Source organism: Streptomyces sp. NEAU-174 (genome assembly GCF_052665095.1).
On the sequence record NZ_JBQTCE010000004.1, the window covers coordinates 485,148 to 497,395 of the forward strand.

The following is a 12,248-nucleotide window of genomic DNA, read 5'->3' on the forward strand; positions in this document are numbered from 1 at the left end:
AGTGAATCAGACGGGGTCGAACCGCAGGTGCGCGAGCGGCGAGTTGAAGACAACGGTGACCGTCAGCCGCCCGCGGCCGCCGCGTCCTCCTCCTTGCTCGCCGCGTCGCCGTGGGCCGTCGCCTCCCCGGCGGCGAAGGCGGCCGTGAAGGCCGCCTCCCCCAGTGCCTCCCGTGCCCGCGTGGAGATCCGCTCGACATCGCCGCGTTCGGCGCGGGGCAGCGGCGCGCCGGACCGGATCCGCGTCGCCGACGCCGTGCCCAGCAGCCGCGCCGCACGCTCGTGCCGCCCCGCGAGCGCATGCGCCCCGGCGAGCCCCTCCAGCGCGAGCGCCACGGCCCGTGCGTCGCCCGTGGCACGCGCGGCGGCCAGGCAGTCCAGGTGGAGGGAGAGCGCGGCGGCGGCGTCCCCGCGCTGCTCGGCGACGAAGCCGAGCTCGGCCAGCACCAGGGCGAGTCCGGTGTACGCGCCCCGGCGCTCGTTCCACTCGCGCCACGGCAGCAGGTGTTTCTCCGCGGTGTCCAGGCGTCCCTGACGCCGGGCGGCGAGGGCGAGACCCATCTCCGCGAACTGCTCCACCGGCCGATTGCCCTGCTCGGCAGCGAGCAGCCGGGCTCGTTCGTGGAGCTCGTCCGCCTCGGTGAACCGCTCCGACAGCAGGGCGATCCGGCCCAGCCCCGAGAGGGTGCGGGACACCTCCGACCACAGCTCCAGCGATTCGGCGATCCGCAGCCCCTGGCGGTGCAGCCGGGCCGCCTGCTCGTAGTCGGCGTTGACCTCGGCGAGCACGCTCAGTACCTCGGCCGCCTTCAATTGACCCCAGGCATCGCCCAGTTCGCTGAAGTGCACATGGGCCTCCGTGGCGTTTCCGCGCAGCGCCTCCAGATCGCCACGGGCCATGGCGAGGGCGGCCCGGGTGCCCAGCGCGGCGGCCACCCCCCAGGCGTCACGCAGCATGCGGAAGTCTGCGAGGGCCCGGTTGACCTGCTCCTCACCGGCGGCCAGGGCCCCGAGACTCCACAGGGCGTGGGCCAGAAACCACTCCGCCCTGGCCCGGCCCTCCGTGAGCTCCGCGGCGTCCCGGGGCTCAGTGGCGCGCGGAAGATCGACACTGCACTTGCCAAGCAGCAGACCGAGCCCGCTGTACCAGGTCCTCGCCTCGGCCCGTATGGACTCCGGTGCCGGGCCGTCGATGGCGAGCGCGGTCGCCATCGCGCGCAGGGCCTCGCCGAGCCGACCGCGCAGAAACCAGTACCAGGTCAGGGCGTTGGCCAGGCGCAGCGCCGGATGGGCCTGGCCGGTGCGACGGGCCTCTTCCAGGGCGCGCTGGAAATTGGCGGATTCCGCATCCAGGACGAGCAGCCAGCGACGTTGGTCGGAGCCGTGGAGACGCGGCCGTGCCCGCTCGGCGAGGGACACGTAGTGGTTCAGGTGGCAGGTGGCCAGTTGGCGCGCCTCGCCGGCGCGCTCCGTCTTCTCCTGCGCGTACGCCGCCACGGACTCCAGCAGGCGGTAGCGGGGCACCGGGGTTCCCTCGACCCGGATCACCAGGGAGCGGTCCACCAGCCGGGCCAGGAGGTCGAGCACCTGGTCTCTGGACACCCCGGAAGCCGCGCCGAGCTCTTCGGCGGCCTGGAGGGTGCAGCCCTCGGCATGGACGGCCAGCCCGCGCAACAGCCCCTGTTCCTGGATGCTGAGCAGGCTCCAGCTCCAGTCGATCGTCGCCTGGAGGGTCTGCTGGCGGGGCGGGGCACCCCGATAGCCGCTGTTGAGCACCCGGAACCGGTCGTCGAGCCGGCTCAGCAGCTCCTCGGCGCCGAGCGCGCGGACGCGGGTGGCGGCGAGCTCCAGGGCCAGCGGGATGCCGTCCAGCCGGCGGCAGATCTCGGCGACGGCGGGGCCAGTGGCGGCGTCGAGGGTGAAGCCGGGGTCCACCGCGGTGGCCCGCGCGACGAACAGCTGGACGGCGCTCGAGCGCTCCCACGCCAAGGCCCCGGCGTCCGGCAGCGGTACTCCGAGGGGAGGCACTGGCCAGACCGTCTCGCCGGGCAGCCGCAGCGACTCCTGGCTGGTCGTCAGGATCTTCAGATGGGGGGCGGTGCGGAGGAGGAGACCGACCAGTTCCGCCACCGCGTCGATCACATGCTCGCAGTTGTCCAGGACCAGCAGCAGCCGGCGGTTGGCGAGCGCGCCGGACAGCCGGCGCGCGGAGTCGTCCCCGCCGTCCGCCACGAAGGCGCCGGAGCCGGACTCCTCGCGGATGCCGAGCACCGCCATCACATGCTCGGCGAGCGGCCCGATCCCGGTGGACCGCTCCGGGGAGCCCGTTCCGGCCAGCTCCACCAGCCAGACACCGTCCTCGAATTCGGAGTCCAGCCCGTCCACCGTGGCGGTCGCGAGCCTGGTTTTGCCGACGCCGCCGGGCCCGGTCAGGGTGACCAGCCGGTGATCCGTCATCCGGATCAGCCGCCGCACGTCAGCGACCGCCGTCTCCCGCCCGATCAAGGGGTTCGCCCCGAGGGGAAGGTTGCTCCGCGGGCGGGGGCCGGGGGCGGCGCGGGGGGTGTCGGCGGTGTGCTGGAGCGTCGGATCCTGGCGGAGGATGGCCTGCTGGAGCGCGTCGATGGCGGGGCTGGGGGTCAGCCCCAGCTCTTCGTCGAGCCGACGGCGTAACTCCGCATAGCTGTCGAGCGCTTCTGAGGAGCGGCCCACCCGGTAGAGGGCGCGCATCTGCACCATCCGCATCCGCTCCCGGAGCGGATGGGCGGCCACCAGGGCGGTGAGTTCGCCGATGACCATGCTGTGCTCGCCCAGTTCGAGGCGGGCCTCGGCATGCTCCTCCACCGCCGTCAGCCGTTCTTCCTCCAGCCTGGCCACCGCGGCCTGGACGAAGGGCTCGTCCGCGAAGTCGGCGAATGCCGGTCCCCGCCACAGGGCCAGCGCGTCCATCAGGGTGGCGGCCTTCGACCGGGGGTCGTCGAGGGTGCGGGCGCGCTCCACCAGGGCCCGGAACCGGTCGGCGTCCACCGTCTCGCACGGCGCCCGCAGCGCGTATCCCCGGGAGTGGTGGACGATCAGCTCCCGCGCGCCGGGCTCCGCCTCCTCCAGCGCCCGGCGCAGCTGTGAGACCTTGGCCTGAAGGGATCCGGCGGGGTTCGCCGGAAGCGTCGAACCGCCCCACAGATCCTCGATCAGCCGGTTCACCGCGACCACCTGCCCGTTGTGGGCGAGCAGATCGGCCAGCAGGACGCGGACCTTCACCTCGGGTACCCTGACCGGCCTCCCCTCGGTGGCCCTGACCTCCAACGGGCCCAGCACCCCGAATCGCATTGATCCACAGTAGCTCAGGGCAACCTGCGGCGAGACGACAGTGAGGAGACGGGTTGGGAGCGCTCCCTTCGGGCCACGCAAGGCGTCCGAAGGAGACCCGAAGCGAAGCCGAAGCGGTCCCGAAGGCATATGCCGCACAGTAATGCCGAGTAGGCACCGAGGGGAGGGCGTAAGCGGATGGACACGCAGATGAGCGGCGGTGACCGACTGCGGCTGGTGATCCTGATCGGAAGCGTCCGGGACTGCCGGTTCGGTCCCCCCGCCGCCGAATGGCTCGCCTCGGTGTCCCGGCTCCGGAAGGGTTTCGACATCGATGTCATCGATCTGACCACCGCATGGCTGCCGGACATGATGTCCACCGCGCCCTCGGCGGGCAGACCGCAGGCGGTACGGGACCTGGCCCCGTGGCTGGCGGCGGCGGACGCGTTCGTGATCGTCACCCCCGAGTACAAGCGGGGCTTCCCGGGCCCGCTGAAGAGCGTGATCGACTGGTACGACGAGGAGTGGCGGGCCAAGCCGGTCGCCTTCCTCTCCTACGGCGAGGCGTCGAGCGGCCTGTGTGCCGTCGCCCAGCTCCGCCAGGTCTTCGCCGAGGCCCACGCGGTCACGGTCTCCGAGACCGTCAGCTTCCACCAGTATCTGGCACGCCTGGAGGCCGGCAGTCTGCCGTTCGATGACGAGGCCGCCCGGGAAGCGGCCCGCCTCATGCTCGACCGGCTCGGCTGGTGGGCCCGCGCGCTGCGCCGCGCGCGTTCGCTGGAGCCCTATGCGCCGGGCGAACATCACCACTAGAACAGGATGGATCCCACTGGACCTCCGCCAACCCGTCCGAAACCACTGGTGGACGGGTGGCCGTCAGGCGGCGGAGAAGACGTTCCGGGCCGGGCGTTCGAGGGAAGCGCCGCCGGACTCACACACCGACCACTGTTGGACCGGGCCGCCGGTGTCCCGATACGTGCTCTCGTCGAAACGTCACCTCAAGTGTGGGGAAATAAGGTGGAATTCAGGATTCTGGGCCCGTTGGAAGTGTTGTCCGCCGACCAGCACGTGGTAGTGGGGGGCTTCAAACAGCGCGCGGTACTGGCGCTGCTGCTCCTGCGTGCGAACCGGGTGGTGGCCACCAGCGAGATGCTGAACGCGCTGTGGCCCGGGGAGGATCTCCCGGCCACCGCCCGGAAGATCGTGCAGAACGCCGTGTGGGGACTGCGCGCCATGCTGGCGGACCCCTTGGGGGGAGGCGGCCCGGCGGACGGGGACCGGCCGGCACTGCTCACTCAGGCCCCCGGTTATGTCCTGCACGTCGCGCCCGAGCGGCTCGACGTGAATCGTTTCGAACGCCAGGTCGCCGAGGGACGGTCCCGGCTGGCCGCCGGCGACGCCGAGAAAGCGGCGAACCTGCTGCACGAGGCGCTCGACGAATGGCGCGGTCCGGCCCTGGCCGACCTCGCCGAACAGGGCGTGGAATGGCCCGAACTGACCGCTCTGCACCAGCAGCGGCTGGACGTCATGGAGGACCGCTTCGAGGCCGAACTGGCATGCGGCCGACACCAGGCCATCCTGGGGGAGCTGGTATCGCTGGCCGCCGCGGAGCCATTACGGGAGCGGCTGTGCGGCCAGCTGATGCTCGCCCTGTACCGCTCCGGTCGCCAGGCGGAGGCGCTGGGCGTGTTCAGCAACGTGCGCCGGGCACTGGTCGACGAGTACGGGCTCGAGCCCTCCCGCGACCTCCAGCTCCTCCAGCAGAACATCCTCACCCACGACCCCACGCTGGTGCCGCCCGTGACACCGCCGCCGGTGACATCGTCGACGACGGCACCCGTGGCCGCACGGCCGCCGCACACCGAGCCGCCCCGCACCCCCGAGCCACGGCATACCGAGCCGTCGCGCACCGATCCTCATTACTCCGCCGAGACCACGCATGCCGGGAAGCCGCACCCGGTGGATATGCAGCCTGCCGGGGCACCGCACCTCATGGAGACACCGCCGCTCGGAGCCTCGTGCACCATGGAGACGGCCGCCCCGGAAAACCCCCACCCGGTCGGGGCACCCGCGCTCGAGGTCCCGCCCCTGTTGAGGAGACCGCCGGTCGAAATCGCGCACGAGCGGGTACCGAGCGCCGTCCGGACACCGCCCCGCGCCGAGGCCGTGCGCCCGGAGCGCCGCCTGTCCAGACGGGTGGCCGCGCCGACGGCGCCCGGTGGCCGCACCGCCCCCGGGGGGCCGGTGTCCGAGCGGCGTCAGGTCAGCGTGCTGCTGACCCGCACCGTATGCGCCGGCGAGGACGAAGCGCTCGCCGGTGAACCGGGCGGCCTGTCACTGCGCGACATGGTCCACGTGATCGCAGAGAGCGTCGAGGAGCTCGGCGGCGCGGTAATAGGCTCCCTCGGTCACGACTCCCTGGCGCTGTTCGGGCTCAAGGCGGACCGGCCCGCCGCGTCGCTGGACGCGGTGACGGCGGCGCTGACTCTGCGCGACCGGTTCTCCGAGTTGCCCGGCGCCTCCTTCCGGGCGGCGGTGGTGGCGGGCGAGGCGCTGGTCCGTCATGACCCCCACGACCCCACCGCCCCGGTCACGGTGGTCGGCCAACTGCTCGACGAGGCGCAGTCGCTGCTGGCCTCGACCCCGTGGGGCGAGGTGTACGTGGGCGGCGACGCGGCGCGGGTCACCGGCGTCGGGCTCCGGCACCGGCCGGTGCCGACCCGTCCGGAAGGGGTCGCCGATGTGCGGCAGGTGCGAGCGGTGGACGGTGGACGGCTGGGCGGCGAGGGCCTTCCCACCGAGCACGAGCCCGAACTGGGCATCGTCTCCAGCCTGCTGGACCGCACCCGGTGCCAGGGAACGCCGCACCTGGTGACGATCCTGGGCGAGCGCGGGGTCGGTAAGAGCCGCTTCCTGGCCGAGTTCGAGCGCCGGGCCAAACGGCAGCCCGACTCGACGTGGATCATGCGGCTGAACGTCTCGGAGTATGAGTCGGACGTCTTGCGGCTGGCGCGGGACACCCTGGCCACCCGCTTCGGACTGCCGCCCAGCGGCAGCGTTGACGGCCGATTCGCCGAAGCCGTACGGGCGATCACCGGGCCGGGCGCGACCGCCGAACGACTACAGCGGAGCCTCAACCCCCTCATGGGGCCCGCGCCGCACATCCGCAGCGGCGAGGAACTCATCGAGAGCTGGGTGGAGTTGCTGGTGCTGGTCGCGCGGGAGGAGCCGGTGGTGCTCTGCCTGGACGACGTCCACCAAGCCGATGAACAGCTACTGGACGTCATCGAGGAACTGGTCTTCACCGCCCAGGACGTCCCGCTGTTCGTGGTGGCCTGCGGTGAGCCGGAACTGCTGGAGCGACGGCCGTTCTGGGGCAGCGGTCAGCGCCACGCCGGCACCCTGACGCTGGACCGGCCGTCGCGGCTGGGACGGAGGCCGTCCCGTCTCCCGGGGCGACCCATGCTGCGGCGTGCCCATGGCTGGGCACACTCCGGTCATCAACCGTTCGCGCCGAGTGATCGCCGCGTGATGACCGGCGATTGGAACGCCTGAGTACGGGATCTGTTTCGCTGGATCCCATGGCTGACAACGTTTCCCGCACCATCTCCACTGCCTCCGCCTCCCCCGACGCCATTCCCCCTCTGGCCGCGCTCGTGGGCCGGGAGTTCGTCGAGGCCCTGGGAGCGGGGCTGCGCCGGGCGAGAGCCGGGCATCCGGGCGGGACGCACACCGCGTCCCGCCCGTACCAGCGCATCGCCCCCGAACCGCCGGACGCCGCTCCGGGGGAGCCCGAGCCAGGAGCCACTCGCCCCACACCCGCTCACACCGGGACCAGAGCGGTCGTCCCGCGGCGTGAGCCGACCCCGGAACACCTGGCGGCCCTGGCCGTGACGCTGCTCGGCGAACACGCCGCCGCGATCCTCCGGGACTTCGAGACCGCTCTGCCGCTGGTGATGAGGCAGCGGGCGGGGGCGGGGCGGGTGTCCAGGCTCTGGCTGGTCGGCTGGGCGGGTGCGGCGCTGCGTGCCGCCCTGCGCCGTGGCGCCGGGGCCCGGACGACCGCCCGGCCGCCCGCCGCCGCCCAGCAGGTGATCGCGGCCGCCCTGCTGCTGGAATGCGCGGCCGCCGCGCTGCCCGCGGGCCACCCGGCAGCCTCCGAGGCGGTACGGATCCTGGCACGGGCGATCCGTACGCTCCCCGCCGGCCCGGTGGCACCCCTCGGCACCACCGGCTGAGCGCCGACGTGGCCGACGCGGCGTGGTGAACGCGGCTGGGGGACGTCTGGGCTGTGCTAGACGATGTCCGCGTTTCCGCCGGGCGGGAGGGACCTCAGCAGCTCTTCCCGGGGGCCTGCGGCGGCCTGGGTGAGGCTGATGGTCATGGCGTGCGACCTGCCGCCCGCCCAGTCGGGGCGGCGTTCGAGCAGCGCGGTGTGGGCGCCGACGACGTTCAACAGGGGCACTCCGTGGCAGCCTTCGATGAGGTGCTCGACCGTCTCCAGCAGGAGGTCATCAGCCCGGTGTACATCGTCCCAGATGAGCACCAGGGGCTGTTCGAGCGCGGCCCGGCCGAGGAAGCTCCGCCAGGCGGAGAGGGCGGCGCGGAGGCCCGGCCCTCCGTGGAGCGGCGGTTCGGCGGCGATCAGGGGCCGAAGCAGCGACAGCATCGTCTCGGCGACCTCCTCGCTCTCCGCGACCCGCATGATGGTCGCGCGGGCCTTGGCGAACGCCGCATCGGCGGTGTCCTGGCCGGTGATACCGCAGTAGGCGGCGAAGACACCGGCCGCTGTGGACCGTGCGTCGGCCCCGCCCGGATCCGGCGGAAGGTCACAGCTCAGGACGCGTACGTCCGTCGACTCGGTGGCGAGCGCGCGCCGGAATTCCCGCAGCAGCCGGGTCTTGCCGAGCAGGTGCTCACCCAGAACCGTGATCACATGCGGGATGGAGCGCTGCCGGGTGCGGCGCCACACGCCGTGCATCAGGTCCAGTTCACACTCGCCGTCGGGGGTCCCGATCGCGTCCGCGTTCCAGCCCCCGGGATTCTCCGCCTCCCCGTCGAGGATCGCCATCGCGCCCGCGCTCCAGCCCCCGGGATTCTCCACGCCCCCGCCGACCGTGCCCTCCCGCCAGGCCGAGGGAGAGGCGGAGACCCGCTGATAGGTGTGGCCCCGCGCGGTCAGCCGCCGGGTCTCATCGCATACGTGCACCTCGCCCAGCGGCGTCCGGTCCAGCAGGGTCCGGCAGGTGTCGACCACATCGCCGCCGACCCACGGCCGGACGGTCCCGCTGACGGGCCAGCGGCAGATGACGGCTTCTCCCGTGGTGACGGCGGCATGCACGGCGAGACCGGCGGCCACCGGCGCGGACGCGGCGAGCGGGTCCGCCGGAGCGCTGAGGCGGTCGCGTACGGCGGTGGCCGCGAGCACCGCGCGCTCCGCGCTGTCGGGCTCGCCCGGGCGCGGTTCGAAGAGGCTCAGCTGGACGGAGCCGATGGAGGTCGTGGCCAGGCCGCCGTATCGCTCGACCGTCTCGCAGGCCATCGTGGACACCGCCTCCAGCACCCGGTCGACGTCGTCGGCGGGCAGCGTCTCGACGAACTCCGCTCCGAGCGAGAAGCGCAGCAGCAGGACACTGGCCGGCCGCCGGCCGGCCCGTGAGTCCTCGGCCGCCACGGCGAGGGTGAGCTCCGGCACGTCGGGCGGGGCCGCGGCCGCCCGCTCCCAGGTCGCCGTCGGCGGATCCTCACCTCCGATGACCATGGTGCCGGAACCGCCGGTCACGGTGGCCGTTTCCCGCTGGGCGGTCACCTCGGCGAGCAGGTCCAGCGCCGGATCATGGGTGAGGATCGACTGCCGGAGCAGTTGCATCTCGCGGCCCGGCTCCAGTCCGAGCCCGTCGACGAGGGCGGTCCGGACCCGGCGGTAGACGCCGAGCGCGTCGGCCTGCCGACCGCATCGATAGAGGGCGAGCATCAGCTGTTGGGCGGCCCGCTCCCGCAGCGGCTCGTCCTGGACGAATGCTTCCAGTTCCCGAAGGATCGCATGGTGTCCACCGCTGGCGAGTTCGGCCTCGAAGCGGTCCTCCATGACGTCGAGCCTTCTTTCCTGGATGGCGGTGAGTTCGGGCCACGCCATACCGTCCTCCACCAGATCCGCGAGGACCGGACCGCGCCACAGCGACAGGGCGTCGCTCAGCACCCGGCCGGCGGTGAACGGATCTCCGACCGCCAGCGCTGCCCGCCCCCGGTCCACTTGCTGCTGGAAGACAAGCAGATCGACCTGTTCACCACGGACCCGCACCATATAGCCGGGAGCCCGGGTCACCAGTTCCGGAGTGCCTCCGGAATCCGGCAGGTGGGCCAGTGCGCGACGCAGTCGCCAGACCGCGTTCTGGAGGATCTTGCGCGCCGTGGTGGGGGGTTGGTCGGTCGGCCACAACGCCTCGACCAATCGACTGGTGGGTACCACACGGTTCGCATGAAGCAGAAGGAACGCGAGGGCGGCCCGTTGCCGAGTGCCGCCGAGGTCGATCGGGCCACGAGCGACTTCGACCTCCAATGGACCTAAAAGGCGAAATATCATGCATCCCCACGCTCTATACCTGCACGCTATAAATATGAGAACTCTAGTGTCCAAGGCCGTTGGCACAGGCCGACGGGAATGCGCCGAAGGCAACGGGCGAGCAGGGAAGAGTCGCACCGGTCAACAGACCGACCACGTACGAGCCTTTTGCCCCAGATGCCCGGCCGACGCCGGACGGGCGGCCGACGCGCCCATCTCGCCCATGCGCCCAGAGTGCGCCCGGCGGGTCAAATCTTGGTCATCGCGCAGTCATATACCCGCCGCGCGGCCGGGAGGGAGCGGCGTTACCCGACCGTGGAGTCCCGCCGGGAATCCACCGGTACGTTGAGGAATCCGGCCCCTTGTCCCGCACCAGAATAGGCCGGGATTGCCCCAATGAATTCGGAGAGGGTGGCATGAATTCCGCGTCCGCTGAACTCGACCCCACAGCTTCGCACTCCAGGCCGCAACCGGTGGGCCCCGGCCGACTGCGGGAAGTGATGTCCCGCTTCGCGACCGGGGTCACCGTGATCACGGTGGGCCGGGAACATCTGCACGCCATGACAGCCAACGCCTTCAGCTCCGTGTCGCTCGATCCGCCGTCGGTGCTGTGCAGTGTGGGACACGGTGCGGTGATGCACCAGGCGCTCACCTCCGCCGGCCGATTCGCGGTCAACATTCTCGGCGCCGAACAGGAGGATGTGGCCCGGCACTTCGCCGACAAGAACCGGACCCTGGGCGCCGCGCAGTTCGACGGAGTCGCGTGGCGGCCGGGCGAGCACACCGGGGCCCCACTGCTGGCGGGCTCGCTGGCCTGGATGGAGTGCGAGCTGACCGCAGCGCACTCCTTCGGCGATCACACGATTTTCATCGGCACGGTTCTGGAGGCCGCCCGCGACGTCGAGGGCCATGGCCTGCTGTTCGTCAACGGCCGGTTCGGCCGCGCGGCCGCCTAGCGTCTGCCGTCAAAGGGTGCGGGCGCCGGGAGCAGGGAGCCCCCCTTTGACGGCAGGCCCCAGCGGCGGCCCACCGCGGCGGGCGGCGAGCAGCGGCAGGGGAACGGCGTGCCGGATACCGGCCGATTCCCGGTCATGAACCGCCCGTTCCCGCGTGCCCCTCCCTGTCGGCCGTCTCGGCCCACAAGAGAAACCCCCTTGGTCTCCCAAGGGGGTTTCTCTTGTTCCTTGTGTTCCTCATATGGCGCGGGGCCGCTTCCAGGTCGCGTGGGAGCGGCCCCGCGCCGGCTATTCGGCGACCAGGCCCGTGGAGGCCACCGGCCGGTCGATGGCCATCAGCCAGCGGCCGTCCTCGAGCCGGCGCAGCACATCGGTGCAGTTGCCCTCGAGCAACACCGGCTCCCCGTCCGGGCCGGTGGTCTCGATGCTGTACTCGACACCGATCAGCGCCACATCACCCGCGACATACGAGTGGGTGACCTTCGCCTTCAGACTGGGCTTGTTGGCCAGGAATTCCTTGAAGAACTTCAGCCGCGCCGCTCCGGTGAGGGGCTCACCGGAGAAGTTCGAAATGGAGTCCTCCAGGTACAGACGGTTGAACAGCTCCCCGTCAGCGGAGTTGAAGACCTGGATGAAAATCTCGTTCTGCGTTTCGGTGTCACTGGTCAGATCGGGGTTCTCGGGATCGAACGCGACGGTGAAGGCCATGATGAACCGGCCCGCCTCTCTGTGATGGGCTGGATGGGTGTGGGGTACCGGCCGGGCCGTGGCAGCGGCGTCGGAGCCGGATCGGAGGGGAACTCGGCCCGGAAGTCTCAGGCGGCCTGGCCGTACGGGTCGTCGACGGCGTACCGCCACACGCCGTCCTCGCACAGCCGGAGCACATCGACGCCGATGCCCGAGAGGCGCTCCGGCCGGCCCTCGTCGTCGACGGTGTCGATCACCCAGTCGACGATCGCGAGGGCGGTGTCGCCGGTCACGAAGGTCTGGCGGGGAGTGGCGGTCATCTTGGCGCCCCGTGCGAGGAATTCCCGCTGGTAGTCCCTGCGGGCCTGGCCGGTCAGCGGTTTGCCCGGCTCCCAGACGACGACGGCCTCCTCGGTGTAGAAACCGTCGACGGCTTCGAAGTCCCCGGAGTTGAAAGCCTCGACGTAAAGAGAAGTGTGCTTTTCCACGATATCGGTGGGCTGCGACATGGCGCGAATCGACCTGCCTTTCCCTGAGGCTCGATTGGTGTGTGCGGTGTTCCGGAGGATATGCCGCCGAGTTCAGGGCCGAGCCATCGACGGGTAATGCCTCGCTCTCGACCTCTTCAGTCTCGTTAATTACCTGGTCGAGGCCGGGCACTGAGGTGCGGGAGAACGACCTTTCTTACGCTTCCGGAGCAGTTTTCTTTAAGCCTCAATGCTTTTGGTTGTCGGT

General features: G+C 71.4%; 8 protein-coding genes. 4 read left to right on the forward strand and 4 right to left on the reverse strand.

All coding sequences use genetic code 11. From position 1 onward, the window contains the following. Nucleotides 1-62: 62 nt before the first annotated feature. Complete coding sequence (locus ACT2CW_RS14640) at nt 63-3,329, reverse strand: BTAD domain-containing putative transcriptional regulator (protein ID WP_445516870.1); 3,267 nt, start codon at nt 3,327-3,329, stop codon at nt 63-65. A gap of 177 nt (nt 3,330-3,506) precedes the next feature. Here ACT2CW_RS14640 and ACT2CW_RS14645 point away from each other — a divergent pair, with 177 nt between their 5' ends. From ACT2CW_RS14645 to ACT2CW_RS14655, 3 genes are all read left to right on the forward strand, one after another. Further along, complete coding sequence (locus tag ACT2CW_RS14645) at nt 3,507-4,121, forward strand: NADPH-dependent FMN reductase (protein WP_233362034.1); 615 nt, start codon at nt 3,507-3,509, stop codon at nt 4,119-4,121. A 204-nt stretch (nt 4,122-4,325) separates the two neighbouring features. Beyond that, nucleotides 4,326-6,863 carry a BTAD domain-containing putative transcriptional regulator gene (locus ACT2CW_RS14650; RefSeq protein ID WP_445516871.1) on the forward strand — a complete coding sequence of 846 codons (2,538 nt, stop codon included), beginning with the start codon at nt 4,326-4,328 and terminating at the stop codon, nt 6,861-6,863. Nucleotides 6,864-6,889: 26 nt separating this feature from the next. After that, a complete protein-coding gene (locus tag ACT2CW_RS14655; protein WP_445516872.1) occupies nt 6,890-7,546 on the forward strand; it encodes a hypothetical protein in 657 nt (218 codons plus the stop codon). Nucleotides 7,547-7,602: 56 nt separating this feature from the next. Here the strand turns inward: ACT2CW_RS14655 and ACT2CW_RS14660 are convergent, their stop codons facing one another. After that, nucleotides 7,603-9,777 (reverse strand): BTAD domain-containing putative transcriptional regulator, encoded by a 2,175-nt coding sequence (locus ACT2CW_RS14660; RefSeq protein ID WP_445516873.1) that lies wholly within the window; start codon nt 9,775-9,777, stop codon nt 7,603-7,605. Nucleotides 9,778-10,370: 593 nt separating this feature from the next. On the opposite strand from ACT2CW_RS14660, the gene ACT2CW_RS14665 reads away from it, so the two are divergent. After that, complete coding sequence (locus ACT2CW_RS14665; RefSeq protein ID WP_233362033.1) at nt 10,371-10,826, forward strand: flavin reductase family protein; 456 nt, start codon at nt 10,371-10,373, stop codon at nt 10,824-10,826. 288 nt (nt 10,827-11,114) lie between these two features. On the opposite strand, the gene ACT2CW_RS14670 is transcribed toward ACT2CW_RS14665, so the two are convergent. Continuing rightward, entirely contained in the window at nt 11,115-11,534 is a 420-nt protein-coding gene (locus ACT2CW_RS14670) for a YybH family protein (protein WP_182472426.1), read from the reverse strand. Nucleotides 11,535-11,641: 107 nt separating this feature from the next. Further along, entirely contained in the window at nt 11,642-12,022 is a 381-nt protein-coding gene (locus ACT2CW_RS14675) for a YybH family protein (protein ID WP_182472425.1), read from the reverse strand. Nucleotides 12,023-12,248: the final 226 nt, after the last annotated feature.

What these genes read in the sequence shown, in the direction of transcription:
- ACT2CW_RS14640 (WP_445516870.1), bottom strand. Translation starts at nt 3,329, where the DNA reads ATGCGATTCGGGGTGCTGGGCCCGTTGGAGGTCAGGGCCACCGAGGGG.
- ACT2CW_RS14645 (WP_233362034.1), top strand. Translation starts at nt 3,507, where the DNA reads ATGGACACGCAGATGAGCGGCGGTGACCGACTGCGGCTGGTGATCCTG.
- ACT2CW_RS14655 (WP_445516872.1), top strand. Translation starts at nt 6,890, where the DNA reads ATGGCTGACAACGTTTCCCGCACCATCTCCACTGCCTCCGCCTCCCCC.
- ACT2CW_RS14665 (WP_233362033.1), top strand. Translation starts at nt 10,371, where the DNA reads ATGTCCCGCTTCGCGACCGGGGTCACCGTGATCACGGTGGGCCGGGAA.
- ACT2CW_RS14670 (WP_182472426.1), bottom strand. Translation starts at nt 11,534, where the DNA reads ATGGCCTTCACCGTCGCGTTCGATCCCGAGAACCCCGATCTGACCAGT.
- ACT2CW_RS14675 (WP_182472425.1), bottom strand. Translation starts at nt 12,022, where the DNA reads ATGTCGCAGCCCACCGATATCGTGGAAAAGCACACTTCTCTTTACGTC.